At 46.5% G+C, this 20,125-nt stretch carries 19 protein-coding genes; 11 read left to right on the forward strand and 8 right to left on the reverse strand.

All coding sequences use genetic code 11. The annotated features are described in order from the left end of the window. Nucleotides 1-359: 359 nt before the first annotated feature. Nucleotides 360-1,544 carry a DUF1501 domain-containing protein gene (locus QZ918_RS16650; protein WP_367275360.1) on the forward strand — a complete coding sequence of 395 codons (1,185 nt, stop codon included), beginning with the start codon at nt 360-362 and terminating at the stop codon, nt 1,542-1,544. 172 nt (nt 1,545-1,716) lie between these two features. On the opposite strand, the gene lspA is transcribed toward QZ918_RS16650, so the two are convergent. Then, nucleotides 1,717-2,226, reverse strand: coding sequence for a signal peptidase II (lspA, locus tag QZ918_RS16655; protein ID WP_293336859.1), 510 nt, complete (start codon nt 2,224-2,226; stop codon nt 1,717-1,719). Nucleotides 2,227-2,548: 322 nt separating this feature from the next. Next, entirely contained in the window at nt 2,549-3,127 is a 579-nt protein-coding gene (locus tag QZ918_RS16660; RefSeq protein ID WP_293157974.1) for a biotin transporter BioY, read from the reverse strand. A 36-nt stretch (nt 3,128-3,163) separates the two neighbouring features. On the opposite strand from QZ918_RS16660, the gene QZ918_RS16665 reads away from it, so the two are divergent. The 5 genes from QZ918_RS16665 to pstB all read left to right on the forward strand — a co-directional run bounded on the left by QZ918_RS16665 (nt 3,164) and on the right by pstB (nt 7,974). Then, nucleotides 3,164-3,379: a hypothetical protein gene (locus QZ918_RS16665; protein ID WP_293336861.1), complete on the forward strand. Its 216-nt coding sequence runs from the start codon at nt 3,164-3,166 to the stop codon at nt 3,377-3,379. Nucleotides 3,380-3,502: 123 nt separating this feature from the next. Next, complete coding sequence (gene pstS / locus QZ918_RS16670) at nt 3,503-4,696, forward strand: phosphate ABC transporter substrate-binding protein PstS (RefSeq protein ID WP_293336863.1); 1,194 nt, start codon at nt 3,503-3,505, stop codon at nt 4,694-4,696. A gap of 304 nt (nt 4,697-5,000) precedes the next feature. Then, complete coding sequence (pstC, locus tag QZ918_RS16675; RefSeq protein ID WP_293336865.1) at nt 5,001-5,957, forward strand: phosphate ABC transporter permease subunit PstC; 957 nt, start codon at nt 5,001-5,003, stop codon at nt 5,955-5,957. A 34-nt stretch (nt 5,958-5,991) separates the two neighbouring features. Further along, complete coding sequence (pstA, locus tag QZ918_RS16680; RefSeq protein ID WP_293336867.1) at nt 5,992-6,888, forward strand: phosphate ABC transporter permease PstA; 897 nt, start codon at nt 5,992-5,994, stop codon at nt 6,886-6,888. Between the two features lie 291 nt (nt 6,889-7,179). Further along, on the forward strand, nt 7,180-7,974 hold the full coding sequence (gene pstB, locus QZ918_RS16685; protein ID WP_293336943.1) for a phosphate ABC transporter ATP-binding protein PstB: 795 nt from the start codon (nt 7,180-7,182) through the stop codon (nt 7,972-7,974). Nucleotides 7,975-8,230: 256 nt separating this feature from the next. On the opposite strand, the gene QZ918_RS16690 is transcribed toward pstB, so the two are convergent. Further along, nucleotides 8,231-8,401 (reverse strand): NblA/ycf18 family protein, encoded by a 171-nt coding sequence (locus QZ918_RS16690; protein WP_293154509.1) that lies wholly within the window; start codon nt 8,399-8,401, stop codon nt 8,231-8,233. Between the two features lie 230 nt (nt 8,402-8,631). Here QZ918_RS16690 and QZ918_RS16695 point away from each other — a divergent pair, with 230 nt between their 5' ends. Together QZ918_RS16695 and QZ918_RS16700 are read left to right on the forward strand one after the other, a co-directional pair. Then, nucleotides 8,632-9,228 (forward strand): phycobiliprotein lyase, encoded by a 597-nt coding sequence (locus tag QZ918_RS16695; protein ID WP_293336869.1) that lies wholly within the window; start codon nt 8,632-8,634, stop codon nt 9,226-9,228. 268 nt (nt 9,229-9,496) lie between these two features. After that, entirely contained in the window at nt 9,497-10,252 is a 756-nt protein-coding gene (locus QZ918_RS16700; RefSeq protein ID WP_293154504.1) for a phycobilisome rod-core linker polypeptide, read from the forward strand. 364 nt (nt 10,253-10,616) lie between these two features. Here QZ918_RS16700 and QZ918_RS16705 read toward each other — a convergent pair whose 3' ends face one another. Further along, nucleotides 10,617-11,579 carry an RluA family pseudouridine synthase gene (locus tag QZ918_RS16705; protein ID WP_293336871.1) on the reverse strand — a complete coding sequence of 321 codons (963 nt, stop codon included), beginning with the start codon at nt 11,577-11,579 and terminating at the stop codon, nt 10,617-10,619. Nucleotides 11,580-11,891: 312 nt separating this feature from the next. Here QZ918_RS16705 and QZ918_RS16710 point away from each other — a divergent pair, with 312 nt between their 5' ends. Both QZ918_RS16710 and QZ918_RS16715 read left to right on the forward strand, forming a co-directional pair. Then, the gene (locus QZ918_RS16710) at nt 11,892-15,491 is read left to right on the forward strand and encodes a CHAT domain-containing tetratricopeptide repeat protein (protein WP_293336873.1); all 3,600 of its coding nucleotides are present in this window, start codon (nt 11,892-11,894) and stop codon (nt 15,489-15,491) included. 377 nt (nt 15,492-15,868) lie between these two features. Next, entirely contained in the window at nt 15,869-16,303 is a 435-nt protein-coding gene (locus tag QZ918_RS16715) for a hypothetical protein (protein WP_293336875.1), read from the forward strand. Nucleotides 16,304-16,343: 40 nt separating this feature from the next. Here the strand turns inward: QZ918_RS16715 and QZ918_RS16720 are convergent, their stop codons facing one another. The 4 genes from QZ918_RS16720 to QZ918_RS16735 all read right to left on the reverse strand — a co-directional run bounded on the left by QZ918_RS16720 (nt 16,344) and on the right by QZ918_RS16735 (nt 19,007). Continuing rightward, complete coding sequence (locus tag QZ918_RS16720) at nt 16,344-17,792, reverse strand: RecQ family ATP-dependent DNA helicase (RefSeq protein ID WP_293336877.1); 1,449 nt, start codon at nt 17,790-17,792, stop codon at nt 16,344-16,346. A gap of 29 nt (nt 17,793-17,821) precedes the next feature. Continuing rightward, nucleotides 17,822-17,968, reverse strand: coding sequence for a hypothetical protein (locus QZ918_RS16725; RefSeq protein ID WP_293336879.1), 147 nt, complete (start codon nt 17,966-17,968; stop codon nt 17,822-17,824). 115 nt (nt 17,969-18,083) lie between these two features. Beyond that, nucleotides 18,084-18,449: a DUF4087 domain-containing protein gene (locus QZ918_RS16730; protein ID WP_293336881.1), complete on the reverse strand. Its 366-nt coding sequence runs from the start codon at nt 18,447-18,449 to the stop codon at nt 18,084-18,086. 168 nt (nt 18,450-18,617) lie between these two features. Then, complete coding sequence (locus QZ918_RS16735; protein WP_293336883.1) at nt 18,618-19,007, reverse strand: hypothetical protein; 390 nt, start codon at nt 19,005-19,007, stop codon at nt 18,618-18,620. A 394-nt stretch (nt 19,008-19,401) separates the two neighbouring features. Between QZ918_RS16735 and QZ918_RS16740 the strand changes: the two genes are divergently transcribed. After that, nucleotides 19,402-19,914, forward strand: coding sequence for a M23 family metallopeptidase (locus QZ918_RS16740; RefSeq protein ID WP_527250411.1), 513 nt, complete (start codon nt 19,402-19,404; stop codon nt 19,912-19,914). Nucleotides 19,915-20,125 lie beyond the last annotated feature (211 nt).

Below are 20,125 nucleotides of genomic sequence, written 5' to 3' on the forward strand. Positions count from 1 at the left end.
GACGGCTTTCAATTTCGACAATTATGAAACAAGTGTATGAGATTGGTTCGTAGTGAGGACTTTAGTCCTTTCTTTTCTGAGGACTAAAGTCCTCACTACAAACCTTTTCGAGCGCAAATTACCAATTACCAATTACCATGAACAGACGCCAATTTTTAATCCAAACTGGACGGCTTTCAATTTCGACAATTATGAAACAAGTGTATGAGATTGGTTCGTAGTGAGGACTTTAGTCCTTTCTTTTCTGAGGACTAAAGTCCTCACTACAAACCTTTTCGAGCGCAAATTACCAATTGCCAATTACCATGAACAGACGCCAATTTTTAATCCAAACTGGACTGCTTTCAATTTCGACAATTATGTCTGTTGGACTCCACGGTTTAGCCGTGAAAGCCGCCGCACCCAAGAACAGCAAACGATTAATTGTGATATTTTTGCGCGGCGCAGTCGATGGCTTAAACGTAATTGTTCCCTACCAAGAAGCGAATTACTATCAATCTCGACCCAAAATAGCTATCCCAAAACCGGGGCTGCAAGGCGGTGCGATCGACCTTGACGGCCGTTTTGGACTCCACCCCGCACTCAGCGCGATCGCCCCGCTGTGGCAGCAAGGAACCCTCGCATTTGCCCACGCTTGCGGTTCTCCCGATCCCACCCGATCGCACTTCGAGGCCCAAGACTACATGGAAAGCGGCACTCCCGGCAAAAACAAAACCCCCGACGGCTGGATGAACCGCCTGCTGTCAGTCATATCCGCCAATTCCCCCGTCCAAGCCCTGAATGGTGGCACCTCCACACCCCGCATCCTGTCGGGAAAAATGGCAGTTGCCAGCTTTAGACTAGGTAAAAATGCCAACCGCCCGATCGCCATTGACAAACCCCAAATCGGTACCGCATTCGATCGACTTTACAGCGATAGCGACCAACTTGGGAGAGCATACCAAGAAAGTCGCGCCGCCCGCCAAACCCTGCTGGCTAACTTGGATGCAGAAATGAAAGCCGCCAACAACGGCGCACCCTTAGCCGATGGTTTCCCCGGCGACGCGAGGCAATTGGGGCGGCTGATGGCGAGAGACTCCAGCATTCAGCTAGCTTTCCTCGCCCTCGGAGGCTGGGATACCCACATCAATCAAGGAAGTTCCCAAGGCCAATTAGCCGCAAGATTGCGCCCTCTGGGACAGGGTTTAGCGAATTTGGTGCAGGGATTGGGTAATGTTTACTCCGAAAGTGCGATCGTAGTTATCTCAGAATTCGGCCGCACAGTGCGCGAAAATGGTAACGGCGGCACGGATCACGGACACGGAAATGCGATCTGGCTTTTGGGTGGTAAAATTAAGGGCGGCAAAGTTTATGGCGAGTGGCCGGGATTGGATGAAAGTCAGTTGTATCAAAAGCGCGATTTAGCCGTGACGACGGATTTTCGAGATGTAATTGCGACTGTGTTGCAGAGTCATTTACGACTGGATGGGGAAAAGGTCGATCGAGTTTTTCCCGGTTACAAATCAAATCGAATCGTTGGGTTGGTGTCAACAGTTGACAGTTGACAGTTGACAGTTGACATTGAGAAAGCTGTAGGGTGCGTCGTCATTCACAATCTCTGAAAAAAAATCGACTTTTCGAGTAGCGACGCACCTGTGTTATCGCCAGCAGAGTGCAAACAACATTCGTTTGACTCCGCCAACAATTATGTCGTACAAAGACTTGAGAAAAATGCTATTACTCTGAAATAGAATCGCTATCGTCTCGGTTTCTCGGCGGCGGTGCACCGTGAAAAGTTGCAATCAACAAACAGATAATCCCAGCATTAATAAACACATCTGCCAGATTAAATACCGGGAACCGAATGATCCGAAAATCGATAAAATCTACAACGTGGCCCAAAATAAATCGATCGATCCCATTACCCAGTGCGCCCCCCAAAATCAAACCGTAGCCAGCTTGTTCCCAGCGGTTAATTCGCGGCCCGAACCAAGCCAATACAATCAATCCCACACTCACGCCTAAAGACAGCCAGCGCAACCAACTCGCCCCGCCGTTGCTAAACAAACTAAAAGCCGCACCGGTATTAACAACATAAGTGAAGTGAAATATCCCCGGTAACAGCGGCTGAGTCTGCGGAGGAACCGTCAATTCAAAATTTTGCACCACCCAAAACTTAGTTAGGTGGTCTAAAATTAAACTGATAATAGCAGCCACCCAGAATAACGGATTTCTTTTAAAACGCATGGATTAGTTAAACAGTTGACAGTTGACAGTTGACAGTTGACAGCGAAGTGATAAGAACGGAGATTTAAACTCCGTTCTTATCACAATCTGCCGACCTGAGTAAGGGCTTCAAACCCTTGCTATTCCGTAATAGAACACGGGGCATTGGACACGATATAATTTATTGAAATCTCGCGTTTCATGGCGAGCAGAATGCAGTGTAGCAAAGCAATCCCAGCCCTAGCGAGATAATCTTCGGGTTTTGCAATGATAGTATAACCTGATTTGACATAATTACCAACAATTCCTTCTTCCTTCTTCCTTCTTCCTTCTTCCTTCGCAATTAATAAAACATCAAGCGGCGCAAAGTAAATGACAAAAGTGCGATCGCACAAACTACAGCCAATTGTCCCGGTAGAGGATAAACTGAATATTTTAGAATCTCATTGAATAAAGGTGTTTTTTTGCCCGGAATCAGCAAGTAACTAAAAATTAGATAAATTAAGCCGATCGCGTGAACTGTAAATAAACCGCACAAACAACTAAAAGCGATCGATTCCAACCGCGAAGCCACCTTAAAAGCAACCCAGCCGCACACCCAAGCACCAGGAACAAAACCCAACAAATACCCAAAACTTGCTTCTTTAATATAGCCGATGCCGCCACCTTGAGCAAAAACTGGCCACAAAGTCAATCCTAATACCAAATAGGCAATTTGCGAGAGAGCAGCCGCATTTTTGCCGCCCATGCAGCCTACTAGCAATACTGCTCCAATTTGATAAGTAACACCTAAAGAGTATGCCTGAAGTCCGCGATCGTCCCAAAACCCGATCGGCATTGTCACAGATGCAGGCAAAAAAGTGCCTCCTATGGTTAGGAGCAAACCAATAACAGCCCAGATTAATTCGATAGGAGCAGGCATTATAGCAGAAGGAAGAAGGAAGACGGAAGAAGGAAGATGCAAGCTGGAATGCCCGCAGCTTTTCAGTTCTTTATACTAGCACTACTGTCAAAACAACCACCATTGTATGGTTTTCTGGTTCTTAAGCCTGGATGTGGCGATCGCTTAATGGCGGATTTTTCGCGATCGCATACTTCTTTTCCTACCAATTTATCATGTACTATCTTATCTGATTGCACCTGTCAAGCTCATCAAGGCTATTTTATTGATTAATAGTATTAATACTAAAATAATATTAAAATGTGATTAAATGTAAAGATTTTTAACCTAACCTTTACTTTCGCACGATATGGTGGTGGGGGATACCTGTATAACGATCGTAAATTTTCTTTACCTATGCTTTTTCGTCTCAACTTGATTAATCCGAATCGTGTTACCACAGCAATTTCTGCTATGGCGATCGCCCTCAGCTTAGCAGCGTGCGGCGGCGGCAGCACAACCACCAGCAGCAGCCCCAGCCCCGGCAGCGACACCGCAGCAACCCCCGGCGCTTCCCCCGTTGCAGCTACCGGCACAGCAACTCCCAGCAAACTCGCCCTAGCCTCAGACGTGGCCATCACCGCAGCCGGTGCGTCATTCCCCGCCCCCCTGTACCAGCGTTGGTTTCAAGACTTCAACAAAATCAACCCCAAAGTACAAATTAACTATCAATCAGTAGGCAGCGGCGCCGGAGTCGAACAATTCACCAAAGGCACAGTAGACTTTGGTGCCAGCGACACCGCCATGAAAGACGACGAAATCGCCAAAGTGCCAGCAGACAAAGGCGTGATTTTGTTGCCAATGACAGCCGGCAGCATCGTCATCGGCTACAACCTCGCAGATGTACCCGAACTGAAACTTCCCAGAGACGTTTACACAGAAATCTTCCAAGGTAAAATTACCAAGTGGAACGACCCCAAAATTGCAGCAGCCAATCCGGGCGCTAAATTGCCAGACCAAGCCATCACCGTCGTCCACCGTTCCGACGGTAGCGGCACCACCGCCGTCTTCACCAAACACCTGAGTGCCATCAGCCCCGACTGGAAAACAGCAGTAGGCGACGGCAAAACAGTAGAGTGGTCCAAAACTGGTACCTTTGTCGGTGCAAAAGGCAACGAAGGCGTCACAGCCCAAGTCCTGCAAACCGCAGGCGCAGTTGGCTATGTAGAATACGGCTACGCCAAAAACAACAATCTCAAATTTGCATCTTTGCAAAACAAAGCAGGTACATTTGTAGTACCTAACGACGAATCAGCTTCAGCAGCTTTAGCGACAGTGCCCTTACCGGAAAATCTGCGAGCATTTATCGAAGACCCAGAAGGCGCTCAATCCTATCCAATTGTCACCTACACTTGGATGCTAGTTCCTAAAACAGTTGCTGACTCCAACAAAGCCAAAGCCATTGAAGCAATGGTTGAATACGGCTTGAATGAAGGTCAAAAAGTTAGTTCTGAATTGGGCTACGTTCCTTTGCCTGCAAGTGTTAAAGAAAAAGTAGCCGCAGCGGCCGACGGCATCAGCCCCGACTACAAAATTGAAGTTGCCAAATAGGGATTGAAGGAAGAAGGAAGAAGGAAGAAGGAAGAAGGAAGAGAGATATTTCTGTAGGGGCGGGTTCACCAACAATAACTGCCTAAAACCAATAATCTCGTCAACCCGCCCCCACCCAACGGTAAATCGCAATCTACGTCTTTCAAAATCAAAGGGGCGGGCTTCACCAGAAATATTTGTTGAAAAGTCAGGGGATTAATCAACCCGCCCCTTTGATTTTTTTATTCTCTTTCTTTCTGCTTTCTTCCAGCTAGCTTTTTCTTAAAATTAATCTTTCTCACTACTATTATTTGGTTTTTTGTTTATGGTTTCAGATAATAATAGCCCTCAATTAGAGAGCCGATCGCGCTCAGCAGCAGAAAAGTCGTTAGACCAAGCCTTTATCTGGCTGACGCGCATTTTGGGCATCGGAGTGGGTGCAATCTTGCTGGTAATCGCCGTGACGGTTGCTTATAGAGCCTTACCTGCGATTAAACAGTACGGTTTGGGATTTCTATTTAGCAGTAGCTGGAATCCGGTTAAAGAAGAGTACGGCGCGCTGCCGATGATTTATGGGACGATCGTCAGTTCGGCGATCGCGCTGCTAATTGCGGTACCATTAGGAGTAGGGACTGCTATTTTTTTAAGCGAGGACTTTCTGCCGCTCCCAGTACGCACAGCTTTAGTTTTTTTAGTAGAACTTTTAGCCGCCATTCCCAGCGTAGTCTACGGTTTGTGGGGAATTGCTGTATTGATTCCCATTATTACCAGCATCGGAAAGTTTCTCAACGGTAACTTTGGATGGCTGCCGATTTTTAGCACTCCGCCAGTTGGCCCGGGAATGTTACCCGCCGGAGTAATCTTGGGAATCATGACTTTGCCCATTATTACTGCTATTTCCCGCGACTCTTTAGCCAGTCTCCCGCCCGAATTGCGACAAGCATCTCTAGGTTTGGGAGCAACTCGCTGGACAACAATTTTTAGAGTGCTAGTACCCGCAGCTTTTTCCGGGATTGTCGGCGGAATCATGCTCGGCCTGGGCCGCGCGATGGGAGAAACAATGGCAGCCACCCTGTTAATTGGCAATTCCAATCAGTTAAGTGCTTCTCTGCTAGCTCCAGCAAATACTATTGCTTCTCTGATGGCAAATCAATTTGCCGAAGCTTCAGGTTTGCAAGTAGCAGCTCTGATGTACACGGGGCTAATTCTGTTTATTCTGACGCTGATTGTGAATATCTTGGCAGAGTGGATTGTTTCTAGAGTCAAAGCCAAGTACAACTAAAAGTTTGCTGCAATTTCCCATACAGTTTTGATTTATGTCAAATATCCCGTCGGAAGATCAAACTTCTTTTGCCTCGCAGACAAGCAGTTTCAAGAAGGTTAAAGGCAGTCCGCAATCGCTGTTCAATACCGCGATGACGGTATTAGCAGGAGCCTGTTTGACAATTACTTTGTTGCCTTTGTTTGCAGTGCTTTCTTACGTTACAGTCCAAGGTTTCAATCGCCTAAATTTAGATTTGTTTACCAAACTTCCACCCCCGCCTGGACTTTCGGGAGGCGGTATCGCGAATGCAATTCTCGGTACATTGATGACGGTGGGAATTGCTTCTTTAATTGCTGTTCCTTTTGGTGTACTGGCCGCCGTTTATTTGTCGGAATTTAGCAAAGGATCGATCGCACGTTGGGTGCGCTTTGCTACTAATGTCCTCAGCGGAGTTCCTTCGATTATTGCTGGGGTATTTGCCTACGGTTTGTTTGTGGTAAATATGGGAGGCTTTTCGGCAATTGCAGGCGGTGCGGCGCTGGCCGTGCTGATGTTGCCGACGATTGTGCGGACTACTGACGAAGCTCTACAAATCGTCCCGCAAGATATTCGATGGGCGTCGGTTGGTGTGGGTGCATCTAATTATCAAACGGTATTGCAGGTGGTTTTGCCTGCGGCAATTCCGGCTATTTTAACCGGCGTGACGCTGGCAATTGCTCGCGCTGCGGGAGAAACTGCTCCTTTGATTTTTACGGCGCTGAATTCCCCTTTTTGGCCGGGAGGATTTGATAAGCCAACTCCGTCACTTTCGGTGTTGGTGTACAACTTTGCAACGGTTCCTTTTAAGGCACAGAAAGAGTTGGCTTGGGCTGCATCTTTAATTTTGGTGTTCATGGTTTTGTTGACGAGTATTCTGTCTCGCTGGGCTACTCGCAAAAAGGTTTATTAGTCAGTTGACAGTTGACAGTTGGCATTAGTCAGTTGACAGTTGACAGTTGACAGTTGACAGTTGACAGTAGTCATTAGTCATTAGTCATTAGTTATTAGTCAGCAGAAAGAAAGAAGAAGTAAGATTTGTCGATTTTCATTATTTTCCCCTCCCACTCTCCCCCTCTCCCCCTCTCCCACTCTCCCACTCTCCCACTCTCCCACTCTCCCACTCTCCCCCTCTCCCCCTCTCCCCCTCTCCCTTTCATTTTCTTGTTATTTTGTAAAATTCGATTGGAGTATTTAGTGTATGATGAATTTGGAAAAAAAGACTGAAACGGTATTGCAAGTAGACAATATCAATATTTTTTACGGTGCTTTTCAAGCTGTAAAAAATGTTTCGATGGAGATTCCTAAAAATCAGATTACTGCTTTAATTGGGCCGTCTGGCTGCGGTAAAAGTACAATTCTTCGATGTTTTAACCGCCTGAACGATTTAGTTAACGGTTTTCGTTTAGAGGGCAGAATTGATTACCAGGGTCAAAATCTTTACGATCCTGATATTGATGCTGTGGAGGTGCGCCGCAAGATTGGGATGGTGTTTCAAAAGCCGAATCCTTTCCCGAAGTCGATTTATGACAATATTGCTTACGGTGCGAGGGTGAATAACTATAAGGGAGATATGGATGAGTTGGTGGAAAAGTCGCTGAAACAAGCGTATCTTTGGGATGAGGTGAAGGATAAGTTGAAGCAAAGCGGTTTTTCGCTTTCGGGTGGCCAGCAGCAGCGTTTGTGTATTGCTCGGGCGATCGCCATTAATCCTGATGTAGTATTGATGGATGAACCTTGCGCTTCTCTGGACCCGATTTCTACGATTAAGGTTGAGGAGTTGATGCGGGAACTAAAGGAAAAGTATACGATCGTCATCGTTACTCACAATATGCAGCAGGCTACCCGAGTTTCTGACTTGACTGCTTTTTTCAATGCTAAACTCTCTGACGATGGAAAGCGGTTTGGCTATCTTGTGGAGTGTGACAAAACTGAGGTGATTTTCCAAAATCCGAAGGAAGAGTCTACTATGGATTATGTTAGCGGCCGTTTTGGTTGATTTGCCGGAGTCTCCAACAGGTTGAAACAATCACGCTACACCAACGACTACAATCAAATTGGTTCGTAGTGAGGACTTTAGTCCTCATCCCTCACAGGACTAAAGTCCTTACTACGAACCAATTCGGACATAATATAACTTAAGAATCCCGGTTTCTTGGAGGAGCCGGGATTCTTGGTTTTTATGTTTAAAAGCTCGATCGTACTTTTTGCAGATACAATTCGCTGATTTTTTTTGGAAGAAGTTTTAAAAGAGTTCACATTTTCTTCATCCAATACTTTAACAGGTTTTCTTTGACCATGTTTTGCCGCATCACTTCTAGCAAGTATTCCTGAGCTTGGTCTTGACTCAATGTTTTGACTTGTTCGCGCAGCACTTGTAATTTAAACTGCTGTTCCATGCTGAGGCTGGTTGTAGGCATATCCATAAAATCGCTCCTCCAGTTTGTTACGTGAGATCCGAGATAGATCGGAATGACGTTTCGCAGACTTTGTTGTGTTCCCTCTATTGTAAACTATCATAACATCTGCTTGACAATATGTCCAAAGTACACATTTTGAAACTAATTTGTGCCGCAAAAGTACATCTAAGTGGGGGGAGCTTTATCATAAAACAGGGATAAAAACCGGGAAGCCTAAGCCAAAGGAGCTATTTTGTATGGATGCAATGGAGTTTTTTGTGAGCAGTGCAGGGGAGTGGCGATCGCAGCGCAGCACTCACCATCTGGCTTTTCGCCAAGCGGAGATTGGGGATTCAAATATTCAGGTAACGGCGCTGGGTGCAGATGACGATCGGGTGGCCCAGATTTGCCAGATGCACGAGGTCGATCCGAGCCGCGCTGCTGGGGGAGCGTTTGTGACTTGGAACGGCACTATGGCGTGGGATAAGGATGATGAGAATCATAAGGGGTCTACGGTATTCGCGATCGTCCCCGATCCTGAAAATCCGCGCCAGGGTTTGATGTTGCGGGAACGGGGCTATGCGGAAATTACGCCGGTGGCTGGCCGTTTTGAGATGGATGATGAGGATGCGCTGCTGCTGATTACCGAATATGAGACGATGAGTTCGATCGAGCGTTTTTGGTTTGCGACTCCCAACGTGCGGATGCGGACAAGTGCGGTAAAGCGCTTTGGCGGTTTCAGCACATCGACTTTTTGTACGGAAGTTCGAGTGGATCCCCGATCGGACGCAGCGGCCCAATCAGCCGAGAAGGAACCGGTTGCTAGCGAGTTTTACTCGGCTCTGGGCTGGTAGTTGAGTCATTAGTCATTAGTCATTGGTCATTGGTCATTACTTTGCGTTTCGAGACTCAGCCGACTGCTGACTGCTCACTAATGACTGCTGACTGCTGACTAATGACTTCCCCAAGGTCAACAAATGTTACAGATTGTTGCAAAAATTCAGGAAAATCGGATTTAGATTGCGGGAATCCCCTAATCTGTATGTTGGTTAGTTGTATCCGTTATGCTGGCAGCTCGCGGTGTCAACTATATCTGAAATTTGAGATAACGGAGATTTTAACGTGGCGCTTCCTTTATTAAGCTACGCCCCCAAAAGCCAAAACCAGCGCGTTGCTGGTTATGAAGTAGGGGGCGACGAGCAGCCCAGAGTTTTCACAACTGAAAATGTGCTCTCGTCCGGGGACATGGAAAACTTGATTTGGGCTGGATATCGCCAGATATACAGCGAACACCAAATCCTGAAGAGCAACCGCCAAACGTCTTTGGAGTCGCAACTCAAGTTCGGCCAAATTACTGTGCGGGATTTCATTCGCGGTTTGGCGACTTCTGCTCCTTTCTTGGAACGGAATTACCAAACTAACAGCAACTACCGGTTTGTGGAAATGTGCGTGCAGCGCGTTTTGGGCCGGGATGTGTACAGCGATCGCGAAAAGATTGCTTGGTCGATCGTGGTTGCAACCAAGGGGCCTCAAGGGTTTATTGACGAGTTGGTCAATAGCGATGAGTACCTGGACAACTTCGGCTACGATACAATTCCTTACCAAAAACGCCGAATTTTGCCTCAGCGTGTTGGAGGGGAAACTCCTTTCAACTTGAAGACACCCCGCTACGGTGCGTACCACCGCTCGCAGCTTGGTTTCCCACAAGTCATTTGGCAGTCAACGGTGCGCCGTTTTGTGCCTCAAGAACTACAGCCGAAAGCTGGCGATCCGGCAAACTATTTGAATATGGCTCGGAATATGTCCATGCCTGCTACTCCGCCGCAGCGCGTACCTCTGGCTAATATCAATATTGCCACGATGGTTCCTCGCCGCTAATTGATACTGCTTGGTACTATTGTTTGTGTCGGGCGATCGACTGAATCTATCAGTTTTTAGGCTGAGAGAGTTTTGAGTCTTGAGTTTTGAGGTTTGAGTTTTTTATTAAACTCGGAATCCAAAACTCAGGACTCATAATTTTTTGGGAAGAAGTTCGGCACCGAGCAATAGACTCAATGCATAAATCTTTACTTGATACAAAAACCGCAGATGTCAGGCAGATTAACGCCGATCAACGCCGATAATTTTAAAATAGTTTCCGAATCAAGGCCGATTGGTTCGTAGTGAGGACTTTAGTCCTTCTTTCTGAGGACTAAAGTCCTCACTACGAACCTTTGTTGCGGGTAATTGACAGAACATAATATCAAATATGAGCTCGCAGGCGCAATATTTTTAGCAGGGTGTTGAATTGATCGGGTAAAGGCGCGATCGCCTCAATCAACTCTCCAGTTAACGGATGCTGCAATTGCAGCCGCCATGCGTGGAGGGCTTGTCCGGTTAAATTGACGCCGATCGAACGGTTGGAACTGTACATCGGATCGCCGACTATGGGATGCTTGATTTCGGCTGTATGGACGCGAATTTGATGGGTGCGGCCGGTTTCTAATTGATAGTGGATTAGGCAATAGTTGCCGATTCTTTCTTTGATTGTCCAGTGAGTAACGGAGGGGCGGCCGCCTTTTTCTTCTGGTACTACTGCCATTTTTTTGCGGTCTGTAGGATGCCGACCGATCGGCAAATCTATTGTACCTGTTTCGGCGTTAGGAACTCCGTAAACTACGCCTAAATATTCCCGGCGGGCGGTTTTGGTTTTGAGTTGGGCTTGCAGGTTTTGGTGGGCTATGTCGGTTTTGGCGATCGCGATCGCACCTGTTGTATCTTTGTCTAATCTGTGGACGATTCCGGGGCGTTGAACTCCGCCGATTTCTGCAAGGGGACAGTGGGCTAACAGGGCGTTGACTAAGGTGCCGTCTTGATGGCCGGCTGCTGGGTGGACGACTAATCCGGCGGGTTTGTTGATGATTATTAGGCTGTCGTCTTCGTAAAGGATAGAGAGGGGAATTGCTTGGGGTTCTAATTTTGTGGGCTGGGCTTCGGGTAAAGTGATGTGGATGCGATCGCCCGTTTTGACTGATATTTTTTTCGAGGTGCAGGTTTCGTCATTGACTTTGACGTTGCCCTGTGCTATGAGGGTTTGGATTCGCGATCGGGATAAATCTGGGATCTGGTCTGACAGCCAAATATCTAATCGCTGATTAACATTATTTTGATTCAATTCCCCTGTATTTTCAACTGTATACATTTGTTCCGTGTCTATTTCTATCATTTACTTTTTAGAATTGTGATGGTAATTCATTGTATAATTACAATTTAATATAGCACATCTAAATCATTTTTGTGGATTGTTTATGCGACTTTCGCTATGACGGATCGCCAGAAACCGGGTTTTTACCCAAATACTTCGTGATAGCGCATAAACTGCGAAAAACCCGGTTTCTTTGGCTGTAATGAGTGCCCAGAAACCGGGTTTTTGCGAGAAAAATTCGTGATAACGTAGAAACTGCGAAAAACCCGGTTTCTTTGGCTGCGATCGGTAAATCCTTATATAATTATAAGTTAATCAAGCTCATCGCAAAAAATGGCACAAAACTCCCTACGCATTAATCATATTGACGATTCCATCCAACTATTCTGGCAGCGGGGCAACTCAGCACCCCGTTTCGCCCCTCCCGTCACCTTTGAACATCCGTTTGACAGCAAAGCATTAGACAGTTTGCGCTGGTATCTCGAAGAATATCTGCGCTTTCCCTACGCACTAGAACCGGAAAAGGCTAAAAAAATTGAACAGAAATTGCAAGCTTGGGGACAGCGGCTATTTGACTTAGTATTTCGCAGCAACGACAAAGCGCGGGAGTTTTTTCAGGAAGCGACACGCGCCGGATTGGATAAGTGCGAAATTAGCATTGTTTCCGACAATCCCGCCGTCCTCAATTTGCCTTGGGAATTGCTGTTTTCCCCCGATTATCAATTTCTCGCACCTTTGCTGGCGGGGATGTATCGCAGTCTGAGCGATTATGCGGTTCGGGCAGAATTGGGAACAATGTCTGACGAACAATTAAATATTTTATTAGTGATTGCTCGACCCTATGGAGAACGCGATATTAATTTTCAAACTATCGCCCGCCCCATGCTAGAGGCACTCAAACCTATTAAAAAACAGGTGAATCTCACTGTATTGCGTCCCCCTAGTTTAAAGCAGTTTGAAGCAGAACTTAACGCCCGGAAAGGCTTTTATCATATCGTTCATTTTGACGGACATGGAGATTTTCAAGCTGACAGCAAAACTGTTCAAACTCAATACGGTAAATCGGGAGAAGGCGTTTTAGTTTTTGAAGATGTTGATGGCAACCCAGAAATAATTACTGCTAGGGAAATTGCCCAATATTTGACAGATTGCCACGTGCCGATTTTTATTCTGAATGCTTGCAAGTCGGGACAAGCTGGGGAAGAAGCCTTTTCTTCCGTGGCGGGACAGTTGGTGAAGTTGGGCGCGAAAGGTGTTGTTGCTATGGCTTATTCCGTCTATGCGACAGGCGCAAAACACTTCATGGCGCGGCTTTACGGGGAATTGGTGCGGGGACAAGACATCGCCTCGGCGGTGGCTGCGGGGCGCAAATCTATGTCGATAGAAAAGCTGCGTCCCAGTCCCAAAGGGCTTTTACCGCTGCAAGATTGGCTGGTGCCGGTATTGTATCAGCAGGAACCTTGCCAGCCTTTCACTCCGAAAACTGTTCCTGATGATTGGCCGGAAGATGACGAAGATGATGCAGAGGCTTTGCTGGCGGTAGATTTGCCAGAAGTTAGCGGTTACGGTTTTATCGGGCGAGATTACGATATTTTGTGTTTGGAAAGAGCTTTTCGCCAAAATCGTATTGTTTTGTTGCAGGGGATGGGCGGCGTTGGGAAAACTGAGTTAGCCGGAGGGTTTGCGCGGTGGTTGGGTGATACTCAGGGGCGAAAAGGTGGCGTTTTTTTCACTTCCTTTGAACGCGGTGCGGGATTGAGTCAGGTAATTAATCAAATCGGTAAGGCAAAGTGGGGCGAAAAATTCGCTTCAGCTACTGCGGAAAAACAGCAAGATGTGGTGCGAAAATATTTGCAAACTAATCCTTGTTTGCTGATTTGGGATAATTTTGAACCGGTGAATGGGTTTCCCCAGGGGAATCCGCCGCTTGTACCGGCTGGGGAAAGAGAAAGTTTGAAACAGTTTCTCAAACAGTTGCGCGGGGGACAATCTTGGGTGCTGATTACCAGTCGGCGCGAGGAAAATTGGTTGGATTGCGGTTACGTCTTGCGGGGGTTGCGGGGATTGGTGCAGCCGGATGCGGAAGAGTTGGCGGCGCGGATTCTGCGGGAAGCGGGGGTTGACAGGGCGAAATTGCCTGGGGAATATCTGGAGTTGCTGAAACTGTTGGGCGGACATCCGCTGTCGTTGAGGGTGGTGTTGCGGCATTTGAAGTCGCAGACTCCGGTGCAGTTGATTGAGGCGCTGCGGCGGGGATTGGATACTTTTCAGGGTGCAGAGGAGGAAGGGAGAGAGAAATCTCTGGCGGTGTCGCTGGATTATTCATTTGCTAATTTGTCGGAAAAAGCGAGGCAGCATTTGCCGTTTTTAGGGCTATTTTGCGATCGAGTGTTTGCACATTGGCTTAATAATTTTTCAGCAAATCCAGATCGTAATTGGGGACAAGCATATCGGGCAGTGTTTGGAGAAAATTTGCAGCAATCTGATTGGATTGGACTATTGAATGAAGCGACTGCCGCCGGAATTCTGGAAGATTTGGGGGACACTATTTACAAAATTCACCCAGCATTGCCTTGGTATCTGCGACAACAGTTAAACAAAATGGGTTCGCAGGAGGTAATCAGTAATCTGGAAAAAAAGTTGCTGGATTTCTACGCAGGATTCGCGGATAAATATCGTCGGGAACTCATCAGCAATGCGGAACTAGCAAGCTTTGTACTGCGAGTGGAAGAACCGAATTTATTGCGACAGTTGCGGCTGGCAGAACAGCAACAGGAATGGGCTGATGCTCAAGCAATTCTGCAAGCTTTGGGAGAGGTGTATGAAAGGTGGGGACGCCAATCGGAATTTAAGTCTCTGCGAGAACGGGCGCTCAAGCAAATTGGCTTCCACTTGGCAGAAGCAAAGGCAAAGGGTAAAGATGCTTTTAATTTCTGGATATATCTGCGAGGAGAAAATGCGAATGAAGCTCTTAAAAATGCTGATTTGGAAACAGCAAGAGCAGTTTATAATGAAATTCTCGACCATGAGCTGACAGCTTTAAATAACCCTTCATTCAATAACAATATTGCTGGTACATATCACAATCTGGGAATGGTAGCCGAAGAGCAACGGCGCTTTGAGGAGGCGATCGATTTTTACAATAAAGCTCTCAAAATTTTTGAAGATGGGGAGGATTTTTACTCCGCTGCTAGTACATATCACAATCTGGGAAGAGTAGCCGAAGAGCGACGGCGCTTTGAGGAGGCGATCAATTTTTACAATACAGCTCTCCAAATTAAAGAAGATAAGGGGGATTTTTACTCCGCTGCTGGTACATATCACCATTTGGGAACAGTTGCCCAAGAGCAGGGGCGCTTTGATGATGCGATCGCTTTTTACAATACAGCTATCCAAATTAATAAAAAAGCGAGGGATTTTTACTCCGCTGCTAAGGGCTATCACCAACTGGGAATAGTAGCCGCAGAGCAACAGCGGTTTGACGAGGCGATCGATTTTTACAATACAGCTCTCCAAATTAAAGAAGATAAGGGGGATTTTTACTCCGCTGCTGGTACATATCACAATCTGGGAAGAGTAGCCGAAGAGCAAGAGCGCTTTGACGATGCTGTTGCCTATTTCCAAAAAGCATTTGAAGCTACAAGTGCAGCGAAGGATTGGCGTAAAGCTTCCCCAACTTTAACTGCATGGGGCGAAACTCTGGAATCCCGATCAAATTGGACTGAAGCAGCGAAAATTTACCTTCGCGCCTTAGCCATTGACATCGAGCATAATAAAGAGTGGATAGAATCGGGTATCGCCAATTTAGGGCGAATGCTTCAACAGTTGGGAGACAGTCAATTTAAGATGATTTGGCGAGAGTTTACGGGTAATGAGTGTCCAGAACATTGGTTTTTAGATATTCAGAAAGCCAGTTCGATCGACCCCAGTTAAATACACACAATTCCTGTAGGGGCGGGTTCACCAACAATATTAGCCTAAAACCGATAATCTCATAAACCCGCCCTCACCCAACGATAAACCCCCATGTACGTCTTTCAAAATACAAGGGCAAGGATAGCAAAATTCGATCGCACAAGTCCGAGATTCATTATATCGCTGAGCGATCGAGATTTCAGGTACATTGAAATTGTAGGTGAGGTGGGGGCGGGTTTACAAGATTGTTGATTTTGCCCAGAGATGGTTGGCGAACCCGCCCCTACAGACATTGCGTTCGATCGGGCATATTAGAGATTGTCGGATCGCGCAAGTCATGACTGGTATAATTATTACATGAAAATTGTTTGAGTAACTTACGGGCTATCTATAACATGGAACCGATACTAACTGATGCCGAAATAAATGAAAAGCGGGCGATGTTGCAAGATTACGCTCCCGCACAACAAGCCTTTGCCATGCTGGAAAAACACAACGGCAGACTTGACACCAGTTTTGATGAATTGTGGTTTAGGGGTGAAAAGATGGCAGTTCCCCAACAGCCAAAAAGTGGTAAATCCCTATTGCAAGTCACGCTGAAAACTCTCCGCGCTGAACTCTGCGGCAATGATGGTTTGCGCGCTCAATTCAAAGACTACACAAAAAATCCTGGAAGTGCGCCTTTACTTACGGGATTAATTGTTGCGATTGTTAGCTTGGGCGCTTCTTCGGGAATCCCGATCGATCCTAGTATTGCTACTATTGTTGTTCTGTATCTGCTCAAAATTGGTCTCAATATTTTTTGCGAATATACTGAGACAGCACAGTAGAAACTAGGCACGATTCAGATTAAATTAATATCCTGTTAAATTACCGACAATTATCGCAGTGGCCGCAACGCATTGACTTAGCTTCTTTTGCAAAGCCAAAAGCTTGCAACAAAAATTGCCACCTGCACTGTCGGTGTTTCAAATATTTTGCCATTTCTGCGGCAGCGGTAAAATTTGATTCGGCGGCTTGTTGCTGTGCAGATTTATTAATAACATAATTGAAAGGATCTTCCCATTTTAACTGTCCGCTGCTGTGTAAAATCGAAAGGGCGATCGCACTTTCGGGAAATTCCCGCCCCACAGCATCTGCATCGCCCTTCGCTGGGAGTTGTTTCGCCAACTGCTGCGCTTCTCGAAATTGCGATCGTAATTTGTCTTGAAAAAATTGTGCTCTTTGTTTGTCATCGGGATAAAGCAAACCCGTCGGTTCGCTAATCAACGTCAGGGCGATCGACGACTTACCGTCCCGTCCGCCTCTACCTATTTCCTGAATGTATTCCGATAATAGCAAAGGTGCTTGAAAATGAACAACCCAGCGCACATCCGGCTTATTAATTCCCATCCCGAAGGCGCAGGTACAAGTCACAAATTTAAGGTCATTATTCAGCCAAGCTGTTTCTATTTTTCGGCGCGACTCTGGACTCAAACCTGCATGATAGGCTGCGGTTTTATAACCCGCACCTGCCAAAAAATCCGCCAAATTCTCGCTATCTTTTCTCGTGCGGACATAGACTAAACCAGCTTCTTTTGGTCGAGCTTTGATAAAATTTAATAACTGTTGTCTCCGCCCTCTGGGTGTCCAGACAGTTTGCACTTTCAGGTGAAGGTTAGAACGGTACGGACTGAGCAAAAATGCTTCTGGCTTGTGCAGTTGCAAGACTTTGTTGATTGTTTGCTGCGCTTGGGGGTTGGCGGTGGCGGTGAAAGCTGCGATCGCAATTTTACTACCTTCCGGCTTAGATTTTAACAAAGCCGGCCGTACTGTTCCCAAACGGCGGTAAGCGGGTCGAAATGTGTCGCCCCACTGAACTAAACAGTGAGCTTCATCTAATATTAAACCGTTGATTGGGATGTGCGGCTGACTGATAATTGCCCAAACAGGTTTGCTGAGTAATGTTTCGGGAGACAGGTACAGCAATCTCAACTTGTTTTGTTGCAGCGATTGCATAGTTTGTTGCCGTTGCTGTGCTGGTAATTGACTGTGGAGGAGGCCAGCGGGTAAATTGCGATCGCGCAATTCTTGCACTTGATTTTCCATGAGTGCGACTAACGGCGAAATTACCAAAGTTAAGCCTGTTTGTAATAAAGCTGGCAGTTGAAAGCAGATTGATTTGCCACCACCTGTTGGCATAATTATCATTGTATCTTTCCCGGCTAACAAACTGCTGACGATTTCTCCTTGGGGCGGCCGAAAGTCGTCGTATCCCCAGATTTCTTTGAAGGCAGCGCGGGCTTGATTTAATAATGTTGGTTCTGGTTGGTATTTCATTTGGTTAATTCCCAAATCAGACCTGTCAATTATACCTGAGTCCATAGGGTGCTTAAACAGTTGACAGTTGACAGTTGACAGTTGACAGTTGACAGTTGACAGTTGACAGCGAAGTGATAAGAACCGAGATTTAAACTCCTTTCCGATCGCAATCTACCTGAAGGCAGGGGCTTCAAACCCCTGCTATTCGGTCAGCAAAAGTCTGATATGTTTTTAGCAAAGATTTTATAACTGACGCACCCTACAATAAATTTCGTTAAATTTGACTGTACAATTTAAATGCACTTGTAGTTAAGGATTTTTTGGCAAATTTGGATCTTTGCGACAAGTCGAAAGCGGTAATTGCTCGCCACCTCGTATTGCAATAATTCTCCTTAGATTCTTATTTGTTACCACATTTAAACAAGCACAACCGTATCCGTAATTGACATTAGTTTTGACATATTCATCATCCTTAAAAGGAGGAAGATTATCCATTCCTCTAGCTTGATATCCCCCTTGGGCTGAGATTAGCCAATTATCATCTTTATCTTTGAGAAACCAATTTGCAGGTGTCGGATTTTGCAACCACCCGCACCTGGTTTCAGTTGCTTTGGCAGGAGCAATTGCGATTGAAAAAGATGAGATAATTGCAGGTATCAACCACTTTAGTTTCATAGCTTTACATCCTAATTTTTAACTAATAATTATAACAAAGACTGCACAGAACTTGCGAACTTCGACAAAAGAAACCGGGTTTTTTAGCTAATTGGCGGGTGACAACGAAATATTGTCGCAAAAACCCGGTTTCTAAACACCCGCGCGCAATCTAAAATCTAAAATTCCCTAAGACTCGCCAGACTCGCCGTCTCGGCGCCCGAGCTCGTATACGCCACCGCCAATACAGGCGATCGTCCCCATGGATACTGCCCAACTGGTACCCAGCGACAATTCGACGCCCCAATTGCACAATCCGCCCACAATCAAAAAGGGCAGAATACTCAACAGGGAAGCATAAAAGGCATTTTGAGCTTCTCTGGCTTGGCGGGTTCTCTCAAACTCCGCTTCCGAGGTGTAGAGGGATCTTTCGGCAAAATTCATCCAGCGGTTGAGTTGCAGGATTATCCATTCTGTGATGGGTGACAGCCCCCAATACAGGGCCAAAGACCATAATGACGCACCGGCGATCGCAGTTGCATCTATGGCAAAACTAAAAGGAAAAATTTCAGTAAGCATTGCTTGATGTGTGTTATAAATTTGAGATTTCAGACTAGATCCAAAATCCTGGAACTACTATACTGTCCAACAAAAGCTCGATCGAATTCAAGCACAGCACGAATTTGGCTGGCACATAATTTTCCCTTCCCGGCAGCATTTAACCCGGAGCCTTGACACCTGTTCTGTATGCAGTAAGATACACGTTGGTCAACTGATTCGCTAGTGCGTAGAGCACGCGAGGCAATCTTGCAGCGAATTGGCACATCAGACAACGCAGATTCGCAAATACATTCAACTTTTAGGAGTTCAAGAAATCGTGCAAGACTCTACAAACGGGCTGACAGTAAAACGCTTTTTTCGTCCCAAATCGCTGCTGGTGGTAGCAGCTTCCATCGGCATTGGTTTACTTGGTATGGGATGGCGGCAGGAGTTAGTCCGGGCTCAGCAAACCTCACCAAGCAAAGTCGCTACGGGTAATTTATGGCAGGAAGCCTCTTTCCCAGTGGAAAGTTTTGAAGCCTATACTTCCCCCTTCGGCCCTCGCGGCGGGGATTTTCATTACGGTTTGGATCTGGCGGCCCCGGAAGGCAGCTACATCCGCAATTGGTGGGGGGGTCAAGTTGTGGAAGTTTGGGAAGATGGCCGGTGCGGTACTGGTATGGTAGTGCGATCGGGAAATTGGGATCACATCTACTGTCACCTCAAAGGTAGGGTGCAAACCGCTAACGGCGGGCGTTATTATATCGATCGCGAAGGCGGCCTGCAAATTTGGCAGGGTCAAACTGTGCCGGCCGGTGCGAGAATTGCCAGAGTGGGGATGACAGGGCGCACGAGTGGGCCTCACCTGCATTGGGGATTGAAGTACGGCGGCCGCTGGGTAGATCCGGCTTTGGTACTTCGCGAAATGTATTCCAATCAGTCTTAATTAGTCATTGGTCATTGGTCATTGGTCATATCATGTCTGCTTGATTACCATAAAAAACCGTTTGTAGTGCGGACTTAAGTCCGCTCGCTTGTTGCGGACTTAAGTCCGCACTACGAACCAATTTTATAGTGGTCGATCGACCTGACACGATATCATTAGTCATTAGAATCGAATTCCATTGATTCGCAAACAATTTTGAAACGCACCTGCG

It is taken from the genome of Microcoleus sp. CAWBG58 (assembly GCF_020883045.1).
Lineage (GTDB): Bacteria > Cyanobacteriota > Cyanobacteriia > Cyanobacteriales > Microcoleaceae > Microcoleus.

What these genes read in the sequence shown, in the direction of transcription:
- QZ918_RS16650 (WP_367275360.1), top strand. Translation starts at nt 360, where the DNA reads ATGTCTGTTGGACTCCACGGTTTAGCCGTGAAAGCCGCCGCACCCAAG.
- lspA (WP_293336859.1), bottom strand. Translation starts at nt 2,226, where the DNA reads ATGCGTTTTAAAAGAAATCCGTTATTCTGGGTGGCTGCTATTATCAGT.
- QZ918_RS16660 (WP_293157974.1), bottom strand. Translation starts at nt 3,127, where the DNA reads ATGCCTGCTCCTATCGAATTAATCTGGGCTGTTATTGGTTTGCTCCTA.
- QZ918_RS16665 (WP_293336861.1), top strand. Translation starts at nt 3,164, where the DNA reads ATGCAAGCTGGAATGCCCGCAGCTTTTCAGTTCTTTATACTAGCACTA.
- pstS (WP_293336863.1), top strand. Translation starts at nt 3,503, where the DNA reads ATGCTTTTTCGTCTCAACTTGATTAATCCGAATCGTGTTACCACAGCA.
- pstC (WP_293336865.1), top strand. Translation starts at nt 5,001, where the DNA reads ATGGTTTCAGATAATAATAGCCCTCAATTAGAGAGCCGATCGCGCTCA.
- pstA (WP_293336867.1), top strand. Translation starts at nt 5,992, where the DNA reads ATGTCAAATATCCCGTCGGAAGATCAAACTTCTTTTGCCTCGCAGACA.
- pstB (WP_293336943.1), top strand. Translation starts at nt 7,180, where the DNA reads ATGAATTTGGAAAAAAAGACTGAAACGGTATTGCAAGTAGACAATATC.
- QZ918_RS16690 (WP_293154509.1), bottom strand. Translation starts at nt 8,401, where the DNA reads ATGGATATGCCTACAACCAGCCTCAGCATGGAACAGCAGTTTAAATTA.
- QZ918_RS16695 (WP_293336869.1), top strand. Translation starts at nt 8,632, where the DNA reads ATGGATGCAATGGAGTTTTTTGTGAGCAGTGCAGGGGAGTGGCGATCG.
- QZ918_RS16705 (WP_293336871.1), bottom strand. Translation starts at nt 11,579, where the DNA reads ATGATAGAAATAGACACGGAACAAATGTATACAGTTGAAAATACAGGG.
- QZ918_RS16710 (WP_293336873.1), top strand. Translation starts at nt 11,892, where the DNA reads ATGGCACAAAACTCCCTACGCATTAATCATATTGACGATTCCATCCAA.
- QZ918_RS16715 (WP_293336875.1), top strand. Translation starts at nt 15,869, where the DNA reads ATGGAACCGATACTAACTGATGCCGAAATAAATGAAAAGCGGGCGATG.
- QZ918_RS16720 (WP_293336877.1), bottom strand. Translation starts at nt 17,792, where the DNA reads ATGAAATACCAACCAGAACCAACATTATTAAATCAAGCCCGCGCTGCC.
- QZ918_RS16730 (WP_293336881.1), bottom strand. Translation starts at nt 18,449, where the DNA reads ATGAAACTAAAGTGGTTGATACCTGCAATTATCTCATCTTTTTCAATC.
- QZ918_RS16735 (WP_293336883.1), bottom strand. Translation starts at nt 19,007, where the DNA reads ATGCTTACTGAAATTTTTCCTTTTAGTTTTGCCATAGATGCAACTGCG.
- QZ918_RS16740 (WP_527250411.1), top strand. Translation starts at nt 19,402, where the DNA reads ATGGGATGGCGGCAGGAGTTAGTCCGGGCTCAGCAAACCTCACCAAGC.